The sequence below is a fragment of the Pseudomonas siliginis genome (assembly GCF_024072275.1).
GTDB classification, from domain to species: Bacteria; Pseudomonadota; Gammaproteobacteria; order Pseudomonadales; family Pseudomonadaceae; genus Aquipseudomonas; species Aquipseudomonas siliginis.
Genome location: NZ_CP099598.1, coordinates 2152302 through 2167136, shown reverse-complemented (window position 1 = coordinate 2167136; position 14835 = coordinate 2152302). Strand labels below are relative to the sequence as shown.

Here is a 14835-nt window from a genome sequence, read left to right as displayed (position 1 = left end):
CCGACGTATCGGGGCCTTTCGTTCAGCGGCTTATCGCCGATTCGGGCGATTGTGTGTCAGCACATGAATCAATGCTGCAACGCCGGCTGCTGCGCTCCATTGATCGGGATGCGCTTGGCTTTCGCTTCTTCCGGGATCACACGGAGCAGGTCGATGCTCAGCAGGCCGTTGCGCAGCGCAGCGTCCTTGATCTCGATGTGATCGGCCAGACGGAACGACAGCTTGAAGGCTCGCTGGGCGATGCCTTGATGCAAGAACGTGACGCTTTCGTCAGTGTCACGCTTGCCGCCACTGATGGTCAGCACACCCTTCTCGACCTGCAGGTCCAGGTCTTCTTCCTGGAAACCGGCGGCCGCGACGACGATACGGTATTGATCATCACCGTGTTTTTCGACGTTGTAGGGTGGATAGCTGCTGCCAGGCTCGTTACGCAGGGCGGTTTCGAACAGGTCGTTGAAACGGTCGAAACCTACCGAGGAACGGAACAGTGGCGCGAGAGAAAATGCAGTACTCATGATTCAAATCTCCTGAAAACAATCAGCAAGGTTTTGTGTCTCCGCGACCCGAATTCGGCATCGCGTAACCCTTAGATAGGGACCGCTGTTTTGATTTCAAGAGAATATTTTGAGATTTTTTATGCGGCTTCGACGAGCGGCAATCCGAGCAAGCGCGAGACTTGATCCGGCTCGGTTTCGCGACGCAGAACAGTGAAAAGCTCGGCGGCTTCCGGGTAGTTGCGCGTCAACATGGCCAGCCATTGCTTGAGGCGACCGGGCGATTGGCGTGCGGTCATCTGCGCCTTGGCCTGCAGCCAGAAGTCCTGAATCAGCGGCATCAGCTCGGCCCAGGTCATCTCGACGACCTCGTCGCCAGTGCGCGCCGCAGCGATCTGCCGAGCGAGATCCGGGCGGGAGACCAGCCCCCGACCGAGCATGATGTCTTCGACGCCGCTGATTTCGCGGCAACGGCGCCAGTCTTCGACGCTCCAGATGTCTCCGTTGGCGAAGACCGGGACCTTGACCACATCCTGCACACGCGGGATCCACTCCCAATGCGCCGGCGGTTTGTAGCCGTCCAGTTTCGTCCGCGCATGTACGACGATGTGCTCTGCCCCGCCTTCGGCCAGTGCCGTGGCGCAGACCAGCGAGCCGTCAGGACTGTCGAAACCCAGGCGCATTTTCGCGGTGACCGGGATGTGCGCCGGTACGGCGCGACGGACATGCTCGACGATCTGGTTGAGCAGCTCCGGCTCCTTGAGCAGCACGGCGCCGCCACGGGATTTGTTGACGGTCTTGGCCGGGCAGCCGAAGTTGAGGTCGATCACTTCCGAGCCAAGCTCGCAGGCCAACGCGGCGTTCTCCGCCAGGCACACCGGATCGGACCCGAGCAATTGCACGCGCAGCGGCACGCCGGACGCGGTGCGAGCGCCGTTGAGCAGCTCGGGGCCGAACTTGTGGAAATAGGCCGGCGTGAGCAACTGGTCGTTGACCCGAATGAACTCGGTCACGCACCAATCGATGCCGCCAACGCGGGTCAACACGTCGCGCAGGATGTCGTCGACCAACCCTTCCATGGGCGCCAGAGCAATTTGCATGGGGAAACACTACTTGAAGAAAAAACGTGCGGCAGTTTACTGGATATCGCACAAATCCGCAGAACTACACATATCTCTGTGGGAGCGAGCCTGCTCGCGAAGACGGTCTGTCAGTTGACGCATGCGTAACTCACGCGATGCTTTCGCGAGCAGGCTCGCTCCCACAGGGTGAGATTCACATGGCTTCTGCAATCTGGATCGCCGGGCCATAGCCTTCGATAAATTCCGCCGGCATACGCTTGGGCTTGCCGGTCGACAGTTCGATGCAGACAAATGTGGTCTGCGCGCGCAACAGGGTGGCGTTGTCGCTGGGGCGTTTGAGCTGGAAATGCCGGGTCATTTTCAGGCGCTGATCCCAATCGACGATCCAGGTCGCCAGTTGCAGTTCATCGCCTTCATAGGCGGCGGCCAGATAATCGATTTCATGGCGGACAACGGCCATCGCCCGATCCAGCCGCCGGTATTCGACCAGGTCCAGGCCGAGGCGCTGCGAATGGCGCCAGGCGCAGCGCTCGAGCCAGGTGACGTACACCGCGTTATTGGCGTGCCCGAGCCCGTCGATGTCTTCGGCGCCTACTTGCAGATCAATGGTAAACGGCGTTGCCCGATCCCAGCCCATGCCCCACTCCCGGTCAAAGTATTCAACCGGGGCAGTGTAACGGAGCTCAGGCCGATTGGCGCGCCTGAAGGCTGCGACCGGCGAGCAGTGATAACACGCCATCAATCACTCGAGGGTCGGCCAGCACGCGTTGATGGCCGCCGCTTTCGAGGCGCAGCAGGCGGCTGTCGAACCAGGCTTCGTGAATCAATTGCGATTCTTTGACCGAGACAAAATTGTCGTCCTCGGCATGCACGATCAGGCCGGGCATATCCAGTTGATAGTGGGCCACGTCCAGCGTCGCGGCGCGCATGCCGACGTCCTGCTCGACCTGACGAATGAACGCCGAACGCGCGCGCGGCGGCATGCCGACCATTCGCGCGAAACCGCGCAGCACGCCGAGAATCCGCGACGGTGCGGCGATGCTGACCAGGGTTTCGGTGCGCAGCCCCAATTGCACGGCGAGCATCGCGCTGGCGCCGCCCATGGAATGCCCGATAACCGCTTGCAGCGGCGGCAATTCGGCAGCGGCTTCAAGCATGGCGCGGGCGAACAGCACTACATTGGCTTCTCGCCCAGGGGAGCGACCGTGGGCCGGGCCATCGAGCGCGACGACGGTATAGCCAGCATCAACCAAAGCGTTTATCAGCGAAGCGAATTGCGTTGGCCGCCCTTCCCAACCATGCATCAGCAACACTGCAGGACCTTGGCCCCAACGCAGCGCCGACAGACCGAAGCGCAATGTGATGCGTTCGGAGCTGGCCAACAGCGGCAGCTCCCAATCGCGCAGCGGTAGAGCGCGGGGCGTCATGAACGCCAGACGCATTTTGCTTGCCACCAGTCTGGGTGCAAACCAGCCCAAGGTACCGTTAACGCCACGAACCCACTTCAACGCGTTCATCGCACTCTCCTCAGGCTTGTTGCCTTCAGGTCAACGCACCGCCGACTTGGCAGCGCGCAGCAATCGATCGGATAAATCTCCCGGACCCAGCGCTCTGGCCAAGGCCAGACCACCGACCATCAACGCGACATCGGCCAAAGCCTTGTCGGTGTCTTCAGGGCTGGCCGCCAGTTGCGCGACCATCAATTCCAAATGCTCGTTCAGCGCAATGCGGAACGACTCCGGCAAACGCCCCAGCTCCCCAATCGAGGCCGGGATCGGGCATGCGGCCTCGCTGGAATCCCGGTGTTTGCGTGACAGGTAGAACGCAGCCACCAAAGCGCGACGCTCTTCGCCGGTCAGATCGGCGTCCATGTCGGCAATCAGGTCGCGACGGCGGCCCAGCAGCTGCTTGAACGCCTCGAGCATCATCGCGTCCTTGCTTTCGAAGTGCGCATAGAAGCCGCCGACAGTCAGCCCGGCGGCGCCCATCACTTCACCCACGCTCGGGTCTGCCGGGCCGCGTTGAATCAATGCGGCGCTGGCAGCCTTGAGGATGCGTTCGCGGGTTTGAGCTTTTTTATCGTTCATCGTTGCCTCCGAATATTACGACTAGAATATTATTCGCATAATAATATTCCGCAAGTCATGAATATGACCGCTGGTCTGAAGCACAGTGTAAGGAAAAAGGAGAGTTGGCCAAACGCCAGACAAACAAAAGGGCCATTCAATAATTGAATGACCCTTATAAAATCCCGCAGAGCGGGTAATCGTGGCGTCCCCTAGGGGACTCGAACCCCTGTTACCGCCGTGAAAGGGCGGTGTCCTAGGCCACTAGACGAAGGGGACACAAACCCTTCTATACAACTGATCAGTGCTGAGAGCTGATCGATTCAAGGCCGGTGTGGCCAGACCTTGAACTGTAAAATTGGTGGAGCTAAGCGGGATCGAACCGCTGACCTCCTGCATGCCATGCAGGCGCTCTCCCAGCTGAGCTATAGCCCCGGATTTTTCGCCTCGCGGCGGAGTGATCTCTTGCAACATCACTTCTGTAAAACTGGCGTCCCCTAGGGGACTCGAACCCCTGTTACCGCCGTGAAAGGGCGGTGTCCTAGGCCACTAGACGAAGGGGACGCAAACCCTTCTATACAACTGATCAACGCTGAGTGTTGATCGCTTCAAGGCCGGTGTGGCCAGACCTCGAAGTGTAAATTGGTGGAGCTAGACGGGATCGAACCGTCGACCTCTTGCATGCCATGCAAGCGCTCTCCCAGCTGAGCTATAGCCCCTCATCGCTGAGGACGGGGCGAATCTTAAGGGCGTATCGAAAGCCTGTCAAACTTATTTTTGAAAAATTTCAAAATTTTTTGCCGGGATAACAATCACTTACCGCCCTCCCCCGTAAATTCGGGAGAAACGCCGAAGGCAGGATCAAAAGATCACAGCCTTCGGCAGTCCTGCAGAGAAGCAAAAGCAATCAGGCGATGGCGCCCAAGAGCTTTTCCCATTCCTTGTTTTCTTTCTTCGACACGCCGCCCAGCAGGTCAATCGCCTGGCGCAGACGGAAACGGGTCAGGTCCGGGCCGAGGATTTCCATCGCATCGAGCACCGACACCGAACTGGCCTGCCCGGTGATCGCAGCAAACATCAACGGCATCGCATCGCGCAGTTTCAGCTCGAGGGACTCGACCACCGCCTGGATCGTCGCGGTGATGCTGTCCTTCTCCCACTGCCGCAGGCTTTCCAGTTTCCACAGGATCAATTGCATCAACTGGCGAACCTGATCGCCGGAGAGCTTTTTCGACTCAAACAGCTTGGCATCCGGATTCACGCCGCCAGCAAAGAAGAATCCCGCCAGCGGTGCGACCTGGCTGAACGTTTCAACACGGCCCTGTACGTGCGGCGCGATCTTCATCATGTATTCGGAATTGAACGCCCACTTCTGCACGCGGGCGGCAAATTCTTCCACCGGCAGATCGCGCAGCCACTGGCCGTTGAGCCACGACAGCTTCTCAATATCGAAGATCGGCCCGCCGAGGGATACGCGCTTGAGGTCGAAGTTGTCGACCATTTCCTGCAGCGAGAACTTCTCGCGCTCGTCCGGCATCGACCAGCCCATGCGGCCGAGGTAGTTGAGCATCGCTTCCGGCATGAAGCCCATGCGCTCGTAGAACGTCACCGAGGTCGGGTTCTTGCGCTTGGACAGCTTGCTCTTGTCCGGGTTACGCAGCAGCGGCATGTAGCACAGCTCCGGCTGTTCCCAGCCGAAGTATTCGTACAGCAAAATCAGTTTCGGTGCCGATGGCAGCCATTCTTCGCCACGCAGCACGTGGGTGATGCCCATCAGGTGATCGTCGACGACGTTGGCGAGGAAGTACGTCGGCAGGCCGTCGGTCTTCATCAGCACTTGCATGTCCATGCGATCCCACGGGATCTCGACGTCGCCACGCAGCATGTCCGGCACCACGCAGACGCCTTCGCTCGGCACCTTCATGCGAATCACGTGCGGTTCGCCAGCGGCCAGGCGCGCCGCGACTTCTTCCTTCGACAGCAGCAGCGCGCGGCCGTCGTAGCGCGGAGTTTCGCCACGAGCCATTTGCTCGGCGCGCATCTGATCGAGTTCTTCAGCGGTGCAGAAGCACGGGAACGCATGCCCCATGTCGACCAGTTGCTGGCAGTACTTCTGGTAGATGTCGCCGCGCTCGCTCTGCCGATACGGGCCGTGCGGGCCGCCGACGTCCGGGCCTTCGCTCCAGTCGATACCGAGCCAGCGCAGGGCGTCGAAGATCTGCTGTTCGGACTCGCGGGTCGAACGCAACTGATCGGTGTCTTCGATGCGCAGGATGAACTCACCGCCGTGCTGCTTGGCAAAGCAGTAGTTGAACAATGCGATGTAAGCGGTACCTACGTGGGGATCCCCGGTAGGCGATGGCGCGATGCGAGTGCGGACGGTGGTCATGGCTTGTCTCGAAAAAATGAAGAGCAGAACAATCAAGCGGCGAATGGTAACAGGCGACACCCGCCCCGCTCCAGCGGGCAGGGTATTTAAGCCAGATGCCCTAAGCCCTAAGCCCTTCGGATGGTGTGAAGGCCATTCGCGAGCAGGCTCGCTCCCACAGGGATACACAATGATCGTTCCCACGCTCTGCGTGGGAAAGCATCCTGTGACGCTCTGCGTCACGCGAGCGATGGGACGCAGAGCGTCCCGGGCGGCATTCCCACGCAGAGCGTGGGAACGATCCCTTATACCGTAAGCAATCGTTCGCGCAGTTTGGCAATCTCGTCACGCATCTGCGCCGCCGCTTCAAACTCCAGATCCCGCGCCAATTGGTACATCTTCTCTTCCAGCGCGCGGATGCGTTTGGTGATTTCGCTTGGCGAGCGCAGTTCGGCTTCGTACTTGGCGTTCTCTTCGGCGGCCTTGGCCATGCCTTTGCGCTTCTTGCTGCGCGAGCCCGGTACGGTGGCGCCTTCCATGATGTCGGCGACGTCCTTGATCACACCTTTCGGGGTGATGCCGTTCTCAAGGTTGAAAGCGATCTGCTTCTCGCGACGGCGCTCGGTCTCACCAATCGCCCGCTCCATCGAACCGGTCATGCGATCGGCGTAGAGAATCGCCCGGCCATTGAGGTTACGCGCCGCGCGGCCGATGGTCTGGATCAGCGAGCGCTCGGAACGCAGGAAGCCTTCCTTGTCAGCATCGAGAATCGCCACCAGCGACACTTCCGGCATGTCGAGGCCTTCACGCAGCAGGTTGATCCCGACCAGCACATCGAACACGCCGAGGCGCAAATCGCGGATGATCTCGACGCGCTCGACGGTATCGATGTCCGAGTGCAGATAACGCACGCGCACGCCGTGGTCGGCGAGGTAATCGGTCAGGTCTTCGGCCATGCGCTTGGTCAGCGTGGTGACCAGCACACGTTCTTCGATCGCCACGCGCTTGGTGATTTCCGAGAGCAAGTCATCGACCTGAGTCAGTGCCGGCCGCACTTCAACCTGCGGGTCGACCAGGCCGGTCGGCCGCACCACTTGTTCGACCACGCGCCCGGCGTGCTCGGCTTCATAGTTGCCGGGGGTCGCCGAAACGAAAATGGTCTGCGGGCTGACCCCTTCCCACTCGTCGAAACGCATTGGCCGGTTGTCCAGCGCCGAAGGCAGGCGGAAGCCGTACTCAACGAGGGTTTCCTTGCGCGAACGGTCGCCCTTATACATCGCGCCGACCTGCGGCACGCTGACGTGGGATTCGTCGATCACCAGCAAGGCGTCGGCAGGCAGATAGTCGTAAAGCGTGGGTGGCGCCGCGCCGGATGGACGCCCGGAAAGGTAGCGCGAGTAGTTTTCGATGCCGTTGCAGTAACCCAGTTCGAGGATCATCTCCAGGTCGAAACGGGTGCGCTGCTCCAGGCGCTGGGCCTCCACCAGTTTGTTGTTACTGCGCAGGTATTCGAGGCGCTCCTGCAATTCGACCTTGATGCCTTCGATGGCGTCGAGCAGGGTTTCCCGAGGCGTCACGTAGTGGCTCTTCGGATAGAAAGTGAAGCGCGGCATCTTGCGGATGACTTCGCCGGTCAGCGGATCAAACGCGGAAATGCTCTCGACCTCGTCGTCGAAAAGCTCAATGCGGATCGCTTCCAGATCGGATTCCGCCGGGAAGATATCGATCACATCACCGCGCACGCGGAACGTCGCCCGGGCAAAATCCATGTCGTTGCGGGTGTATTGCAGGTCAGCCAGGCGCCGCAGGAGCGCGCGCTGATCGAGCTTGTCGCCGCGATCAACGTGCAAGACCATTTTCAGATAGGTTTCCGGGCTGCCCAGACCATAGATGCACGACACCGTGGTGACGATGATCGCGTCCTTGCGCTCCAGCAACGCTTTGGTCGCGGACAGTCGCATCTGCTCGATGTGGTCGTTGATCGACGCGTCCTTCTCGATGAAGGTGTCGGACGACGGCACATAGGCTTCGGGCTGGTAGTAGTCGTAATAGGAAACGAAGTATTCAACGGCGTTGTTGGGGAAGAACGCCTTGAACTCACCGTACAACTGCGCGGCCAGGGTCTTGTTCGGCGCCAGCACCAGCGTTGGCCGCTGTACCTGCGAGATGACGTTGGCAATGCTGAAGGTCTTGCCCGAGCCGGTCACACCGAGCAATGTCTGGTGCGCCAGCCCGGCGTCAATGCCCTCAACCAATTGGCGAATGGCTTCCGGCTGATCGCCGGCGGGCTCGAAGCGGGTGACTAGCTGGAATTCCGACATACACACCTCTGGAATCGCGGCGTTCCGCGTCAGGCGGAGCACCACGAGGACGACCGCAAACGACCGATGTCGCGCAAGAAAAAACCTGGATTGTGCTGAATGTGGTGGCGATTGCCTGACCTTTCAAGGCAAACGTCCTACATCCGGTAAAGAGTCTGACAAAGTCAATCGACTAACGGTCCAGAAATAATCGGAAAAACTTACCCCAAAAGCCGATTCGCCTGTCGCCATTGCGCGGTGATGGCCTCTATACTAGCTCCCCGTTTGTGCACCGCTCTAGTGCATTCGGCTGGAGCGCTACACGTCCCTCCACTCTCCATTCAGAGCCGCCGTAATAATGAGCCTGTTCTCCGCTGTCGAAATGGCACCCCGCGATCCAATCCTGGGCCTCAACGAAGCATTCAACGCCGATACCCGGACCACCAAGGTCAACCTGGGCGTAGGCGTGTACTGCAACGAAGAGGGGCGAATTCCACTGCTGCGCGCGGTGATCGAAGCCGAGACGATTCGCGTCGCGCAACACGCTTCGCGCGGTTACCTGCCGATCGATGGCATCGCTGCCTACGACCAGGCCGTGCAAAAACTGCTGTTCGGCAACGACTCGCCGCTGATCAGCGCCGGTCGCGTCATCACCACTCAGGCCGTCGGCGGGACCGGCGCGCTGAAGATCGGTGCCGACTTCCTCAAGCAACTGCTGCCGAACGCCGTCGTGGCGATCAGCGACCCGAGCTGGGAAAACCACCGCGCGCTGTTCGAGACCGCTGGTTTCCCGGTGCAGAACTATCGTTACTACGACGCTGCCACCCACGACGTGAACCGTGCCGGCATGCTCGACGACCTCAACACCCTGCCGAACGGCTCGATCGTTGTCCTGCATGCTTGCTGCCACAACCCGACCGGCGTCGACCTGACCCCGGCGGACTGGAACAAGGTGCTGGAAGTGGTCAAGGCCAAAGGTCACGTGCCGTTCCTCGACATGGCTTACCAGGGTTTCGGCGACGGCATCGATGAAGACGCCGCCGCTGTGCGCCTGTTCGCCGAATCCGGCCTGACCTTCTTCGTCTCGAGCTCGTTCTCCAAATCGTTCTCGCTGTACGGCGAACGCGTTGGCGCACTGTCGATCATCAGCGAATCGAAAGAAGAAAGCGCGCGCGTGCTGTCGCAGGTCAAGCGCGTGATCCGCACCAACTACTCCAACCCGCCGACCCATGGCGCCAGCATTGTTGCTGCGGTGCTGAACAGCCCGGAACTGCGCGCACAGTGGGAAGCCGAGCTGGCCGAGATGCGCCTGCGCATTCGCGGCATGCGCGAGCAGATGGTTGCCCTGCTGGCGGAAAAAGCCCCGGGCCGCGATTTCAGCTTCGTTGGTCGTCAGCGCGGCATGTTCTCCTACTCCGGCCTGACCACTGAACAAGTGCATCGCCTGCGCAACGAGTTCGGCATCTACGCCCTGGACACCGGCCGCATCTGCGTGGCTGCGCTGAACCAGAGCAACATCAAGGCTGTGACGGACGCGATCGTTCAGGTCATCTGATTTCGCCGCGCGATGAAAAACGGGAAGCCTTTGGGCTTCCCGTTTTTATTTGTCCCTGGAACCGCCGTGCAACCTCTAGACTGCACACAATTCAAAGCGCAGGAGCTGACGAGTGCAACGAGGCTGCGATCTTTTGATCTTGTTTCCAAGATCAAGATCAAAAGATCGCAGCGTTCCGCAGCTCCTACCGGTTTTGTGTACACCCGAGATTTTTGAAGAGAACCCACATGAAAAACGACAACCTGCGCGCCGACCGTGACGACCTGGATGATTTCGTCCCGCGCGCTCCGGCCAAGCGTGAAAAGAGCCTGGTGCTGCAAGTCGCCACCGGGGTATTCCTCGGTGGCCTGGCCCTGTGGCTGGTGCAACTGGCGGCGACAGCGGTCTATGCCAAGCTGATGCTCGGCACGATTACTTTCGGCAGTTAAGCCAGTTCAGCCGAGCGCTGGGTGGCGGCATCGTCGTAAATCACATACAGCGATTCGGCGACCTGGCTTTTGATGGCCTTGCTGCTTTCGAGACCGAGGACGAAACCTTCGGCCTTGCCGCCGGCGCGGTTCAATTCTTCGGCGGTACTTGCCCCGGTGATTGCATCGAAAAGTTTTTCGGCGTGCGGGCCGATCCCTTTGGGCAGGCTGATCTGTGCGGTGCTCATGCGAGCACCTCGGTGTTGCGGGTGATTTGAATCATGGCGCGTACCTTTGCGGCTAATGGCCGGCAGCGCGTGTGACCACTTCCGGGCTGCCATGGTAGACCTCTGAGGCCTTCCTGGTAACCGCCAATCGCTGACAAAATGCCGTCCGTCCCCATGAATCGCAAAAGTTGCCAGGCGATGCTTGACTTCTCTTTTTGAATCAGTAACATACGCACCAATTCCGCAATAGCTCAGTTGGTAGAGCAAGTGACTGTTAATCACTGGGTCCCTGGTTCGAGTCCAGGTTGTGGAGCCAAATAGCAAAGCCCCTGAATCGCAAGGTTCAGGGGCTTTTTTGTGGGCGCATTAAAAATACCAAAAGGCCGATCTGTTTGGGCAGATCGGCCTTTCCTGTTTCAGACGCAGCGGTCAGACATGTTCGCTGCTTTTCACCTGCACCTTTGGCGCGCCGTGGCCATGATCATGGTCATCCGGCTCGATCACCGGCACTTCCTTGCCATCGCAATCATGCAGCTTGCCGTCGCTGAAGTAATCGCCTTCACGCAGCGCGGCGAGATCGCGATAACGCAGCGTGCGCTCTTCGGCTGCGGCGAACACCGACTGTTGATCCGAGTTGCCGGTCGTGAAGTGGTTGAAGGCCAGATTGAGCAGGATCGCCATGATTGCCGATGAACTGATGCCCGAATGGAAAATCGTCGCGAACCAGCTCGGGAAGTGATCGTAGAAGTTCGGCGCTGCGATCGGGATCATGCCGAAACCGATCGAAGTGGCGACGATGATCAGGTTGACGTTATTGCGGTAGTCCACCTTCGACAACGTGCGAATGCCACTCGCCGCCACGGTGCCGAACAGCACGATCCCTGCGCCGCCGAGGACAGAAGTCGGCACGGCGGCAATCACCCGGCCCATGAACGGCAGCAGCCCGAGGACGACGAGAAACAGACCGCCGGTGGCCACCACGAATCGGCTCTTGATCCCGGTCACCGCCACCAGGCCGACGTTTTGCGCGAAAGCACTTTGCGTAAACGAACCGAAGATCGGCGCAAACATGCTCGACAGCATGTCGGCGCGCAGGCCGTTGCCCAAGCGTTTGGAATCTACCTTGGTGTCAATGATTTCGCCCACGGCAAGGATGTCTGCCGAGGTTTCCACCAGCGTCACCATGACCACAATGCACATCGACAGGATCGCGGCGAAATGGAAGGTCGGCATGCCGAAGTGGAACGGTGTCGGGAAGCCGAACATGGGACCGGTGGTGACACTGGAGAAATCCGCCATGCCGAGGAACACCGCCAGCACCGTGCCGATGACCATGGCCAGCAGAATCGACAGCCGAGAAATGGTCGCGCTGCCAACCTTGCTCAGCAGCAACACCAGCACCAGCGTCACCGCCGCCAGACCGATGTTCTGCATGCTGCCGAAGTCCGGCGCGTGGCTGTTGCCGCCCATCGCCCAGCGTGCGGCCACTGGCATCAGCGTCAGGCCGATAGTGGTGATCACAATGCCGGTGACCAACGGCGGAAAGAACTTGGTGATGCGCGAAAACACTGGCGTGATCAGCAAGCCGATCAACGAGGCGGCAATCACCGCGCCCAGCACCGATTGGAAACCGCCCTCCCCGCCACTGCTGACGATCGCGACCATGGTCGCCACACCAGAGAACGATACGCCCTGGACCAGCGGCAGCTGACAGCCAAAAAACGGCAGACCCAGGGTTTGCAGCAACGTCGCCAGCCCCCCCGCAAACAATGAAGCAGCAATCAACAGACCAATGTCCGCCGGCGACAGACCGGCCGCCTGGCCAATGATCAGTGGCACCGCAACGATACCGCCGTACATGGTCAGAACATGTTGCAGGCCGTAAGCCATATTCGCGCCGACCCCGAGGTTTTCGTCCTCGGGCCGTTGGTGTGAAACATGGGGCGTTTTCATGGTGGGAGGTTCCCTGGTTTTTGTTATGCGCACACTGTATTCAATACTCAGGACAAATGTCCATAGAGTTGTATACAACTTGTCAGTCACATAATGGTTAGGTAGCCATCCAACCTTCTAGTCTGCGCTTCTTGCCCCAACAAATTCGGCAACACATCCCCGTTGCGCTCGCGCCAGTGCCCACTAGGCTGAAGTGTCTACGGCGACCGACGGTGTAGTTGCGCTCTTTTTTATGCATATAAAGTATGCATAATGAAATTGAGGAGATTCAGTTACGACCGGAGTTAAGGAGGCTTGACCGATGAAAGACGAATATGACTTTTCCGCAGGTAAACGCGGCGCAGTAGTGCCGAACAAGGGCAAGACCCGCATCACCATCATGCTTGATGACGCGGTGATCGAAGCGGCGCGTAGCGCCGCAGAAACCGAGGGCTTTGGCTACCAGACTGTGATCAACAACACCCTGCGCCATGCGCTGCTTGATGGCGCACGCCAGCAGGAAAGCGCTGACGATTCAGGGTTGACGGGGCAATTCAAGAAAGGCATCACCGCCACCGATCTCAAGAGTCTCGAAAGAAAGCTGTCAGCGGCAATCGGCGAAATCCGTCGCGTATTGGAGCCTGATGTAAAGCCTTAGATGGAGGCTGGCGCGATGACCCGAGCCAGCGCTTGCCGCACACGCGGTGAATCAGGCACTTGAAGATCAAACTCACGCCGCAGCAATTTCATCAGCTCGTCGACGTCCGCGACTTCGCGCCGCTCACTGTCCGCGCCCATGTGATGAATGGCAAAACTGCCGTTGTTCAGGGTTTTGCGCCAACCAGCACCGGTGCGCGCCAGCATCAGGCGCTGGGCAAAAGGTGACTCGGGATGCGTCGAGACGTACCAGTTGCCGACGGTGTAATCGATGTCTTCCTGGCGTTGCAAATCGAACAGGTACATCGGCCGCCATTCACCTGCGACCTTGGCGCGCAGCAGGTAGCCATCGGTTTGCTTGTCGATGCAATAGGGTTCGTGTGGGGTGGGTTGTTCATGTTCGCTGTCGAGCAAAAGCGGCGCGGTGGGCACCATGCCGCCAAAGCCGACGTCGGTGATGTAACGCACTGTGTCGATGGTCACCAGACTCAAACGATGGGTGCGCGCCGTCCAGCTGCCTTCCGGTTGATTCATCACCACGCGCCCGCTGATCGCCCGCGCGTCGAAGCCCAATTCAAGCAGCAGCGCATAAAACAAATGGTTGAGTTCGTAGCAGTAGCCGCCCCGCCCTTGCTGCAGCACCTTGCTTTCGATGGAGTCCAGGTCGATCGACACCGGTTCACCCATGATCGTAGCCAGATTTTCGAAAACAAATTCGGCGGTATGGCGCAGTTGCAACTGACGCAACGTATCCAGTGTCGGTGGCGGCGGCGCATCGAAACCCAAACATTGCAGATACAGATTGGTATTGCTCAGCCGTAGCGCACTCATTGCTCGATCCTTATGCATGGGCCGCAGAACACTGCGTGGATGTTGCCCTGTATACGGGATCAAGCACGGCTTCCGACAATTGATTTCGCCAATCGCCCGCTCAGCGCTTTTTCCGCGAAGCGATGCGAATCCATGTCGGTGCATGGTCGCTGGCGTGCGGTTCGTTGCGCACCCAGGCGTCGACGCCGGCATCGTGCAGATACGGGCTCAATGCCGGGTTGAGCAGCAGGTGGTCGATGCGCAGGCCGGAGTTGGTTTGCCAATGGTTACGGAAATAATCCCAGAAGGTGTAGATGCGTTCTTCGGGATACACGTGGCGCAGGGAATCGGTCCAGCCCTGGCCCAGCAGGCGCTGATAGCACTCGCGGCTTTCGGGTTGCAACAAAGCATCCTTGAGCCAGGATCGCGTGTTGTAGATGTCCATGTCGGTGGGCACGACATTGAAGTCACCGGCGAGCACCACCGGGTGATCGCTGCCTTGCAGGTCTTTGGCGTAATTGATCAGACGCTCGAACCAGGCCAGTTTGTAATCGAATTTCGGCCCCGGCTGCGGGTTGCCGTTGGGCAGATACAGGCAACCGACCAGCACACCGTGCACCGCCGCTTCGATATAGCGGCTGTGCGTGTCATCGGGATCGCCGGGCAAACCGCGTCGACTCTCCAGCGGCTGCGCATCACGCGCCAGAATCGCCACGCCATTCCATGACGCCTGGCCCTGCCAGATCGCGCCGTAACCGGCGGCCTCCAGTTCGGCGGCGGGAAACGCGCTGTCGACTGACTTGAGCTCTTGCAGGCAGGCGATGTCCGGCTGCTCGCGCTTGAGCCACTCCAGCAGATTCGGCAGCCGCGCGCGCATGCCGTTGACGTTGAAGGTGGCGATCCGCAGGTTTTTCATCGTCTGCAACTCCTGCCCGGT

At 59.6% G+C, this 14835-nt stretch carries 14 protein-coding genes and 5 tRNA genes; 4 read left to right on the top strand and 15 right to left on the bottom strand.

Features of this window, described 5'->3' with window-relative positions:
- Positions 1-68 precede the first annotated feature (68 nt).
- From NF676_RS10115 to uvrB, 11 genes are all read right to left on the bottom strand, one after another.
- Positions 69-515 carry an Hsp20 family protein gene (locus NF676_RS10115; protein WP_016773925.1) on the bottom strand — a complete coding sequence of 149 codons (447 nt, stop codon included), beginning with the start codon at positions 513-515 and terminating at the stop codon, positions 69-71.
- A gap of 119 nt (positions 516-634) precedes the next feature.
- The gene (locus tag NF676_RS10110) at positions 635-1594 is read right to left on the bottom strand and encodes a tRNA dihydrouridine synthase (protein ID WP_252887646.1); all 960 of its coding nucleotides are present in this window, start codon (positions 1592-1594) and stop codon (positions 635-637) included.
- 175 nt (positions 1595-1769) lie between these two features.
- Positions 1770-2213: an acyl-CoA thioesterase gene (locus tag NF676_RS10105; RefSeq protein WP_016773923.1), complete on the bottom strand. Its 444-nt coding sequence runs from the start codon at positions 2211-2213 to the stop codon at positions 1770-1772.
- Between the two features lie 46 nt (positions 2214-2259).
- Positions 2260-3093, bottom strand: coding sequence for an alpha/beta fold hydrolase (locus NF676_RS10100; RefSeq protein ID WP_150635760.1), 834 nt, complete (start codon positions 3091-3093; stop codon positions 2260-2262).
- A 30-nt stretch (positions 3094-3123) separates the two neighbouring features.
- Positions 3124-3663 carry a TetR/AcrR family transcriptional regulator gene (locus tag NF676_RS10095; RefSeq protein ID WP_041478525.1) on the bottom strand — a complete coding sequence of 180 codons (540 nt, stop codon included), beginning with the start codon at positions 3661-3663 and terminating at the stop codon, positions 3124-3126.
- Positions 3664-3845: 182 nt separating this feature from the next.
- Positions 3846-3921: transfer RNA gene (locus tag NF676_RS10090), tRNA-Glu, on the bottom strand.
- Between the two features lie 80 nt (positions 3922-4001).
- Positions 4002-4077: transfer RNA gene (locus NF676_RS10085), tRNA-Ala, on the bottom strand.
- Between the two features lie 53 nt (positions 4078-4130).
- Positions 4131-4206, bottom strand: a tRNA-Glu gene (locus NF676_RS10080).
- Between the two features lie 79 nt (positions 4207-4285).
- Positions 4286-4361, bottom strand: a tRNA-Ala gene (locus NF676_RS10075).
- 188 nt (positions 4362-4549) lie between these two features.
- Positions 4550-6031 carry a glutamate--tRNA ligase gene (gene gltX, locus NF676_RS10070; RefSeq protein WP_016773920.1) on the bottom strand — a complete coding sequence of 494 codons (1482 nt, stop codon included), beginning with the start codon at positions 6029-6031 and terminating at the stop codon, positions 4550-4552.
- A 284-nt stretch (positions 6032-6315) separates the two neighbouring features.
- On the bottom strand, positions 6316-8331 hold the full coding sequence (gene uvrB / locus NF676_RS10065; protein WP_016773919.1) for an excinuclease ABC subunit UvrB: 2016 nt from the start codon (positions 8329-8331) through the stop codon (positions 6316-6318).
- 337 nt (positions 8332-8668) lie between these two features.
- Between uvrB and NF676_RS10060 the strand changes: the two genes are divergently transcribed.
- Together NF676_RS10060 and NF676_RS10055 are read left to right on the top strand one after the other, a co-directional pair.
- Positions 8669-9865 (top strand): amino acid aminotransferase, encoded by a 1197-nt coding sequence (locus NF676_RS10060; protein ID WP_056784357.1) that lies wholly within the window; start codon positions 8669-8671, stop codon positions 9863-9865.
- A 227-nt stretch (positions 9866-10092) separates the two neighbouring features.
- Complete coding sequence (locus NF676_RS10055) at positions 10093-10293, top strand: hypothetical protein (RefSeq protein WP_056784354.1); 201 nt, start codon at positions 10093-10095, stop codon at positions 10291-10293.
- Here the strand turns inward: NF676_RS10055 and NF676_RS10050 are convergent.
- Positions 10290-10520, bottom strand: coding sequence for a hypothetical protein (locus NF676_RS10050; protein ID WP_024012377.1), 231 nt, complete (start codon positions 10518-10520; stop codon positions 10290-10292). The genes NF676_RS10055 and NF676_RS10050 overlap by 4 nt on opposite strands.
- A 219-nt stretch (positions 10521-10739) precedes the next feature.
- Between NF676_RS10050 and NF676_RS10045 the strand changes: the two genes are divergently transcribed.
- A tRNA-Asn gene (locus NF676_RS10045) sits at positions 10740-10815 on the top strand.
- A gap of 113 nt (positions 10816-10928) precedes the next feature.
- Here NF676_RS10045 and NF676_RS10040 read toward each other — a convergent pair.
- On the bottom strand, positions 10929-12452 hold the full coding sequence (locus NF676_RS10040; RefSeq protein WP_024012376.1) for a nucleobase:cation symporter-2 family protein: 1524 nt from the start codon (positions 12450-12452) through the stop codon (positions 10929-10931).
- A gap of 301 nt (positions 12453-12753) precedes the next feature.
- Here NF676_RS10040 and NF676_RS10035 point away from each other — a divergent pair, with 301 nt between their 5' ends.
- On the top strand, positions 12754-13089 hold the full coding sequence (locus NF676_RS10035) for a BrnA antitoxin family protein (protein WP_150741429.1): 336 nt from the start codon (positions 12754-12756) through the stop codon (positions 13087-13089).
- Here the strand turns inward: NF676_RS10035 and NF676_RS10030 are convergent.
- Positions 13086-13919 (bottom strand): arylamine N-acetyltransferase family protein, encoded by an 834-nt coding sequence (locus NF676_RS10030; protein ID WP_252887645.1) that lies wholly within the window; start codon positions 13917-13919, stop codon positions 13086-13088. The two genes, NF676_RS10035 and NF676_RS10030, sit on opposite strands and share 4 nt — an antisense overlap.
- A 100-nt stretch (positions 13920-14019) precedes the next feature.
- Positions 14020-14814, bottom strand: a complete 795-nt coding sequence (gene xth / locus NF676_RS10025; RefSeq protein WP_252887644.1) for an exodeoxyribonuclease III — start codon at positions 14812-14814, stop codon at positions 14020-14022.
- Between the last annotated feature and the right edge of the window lie 21 nt (positions 14815-14835).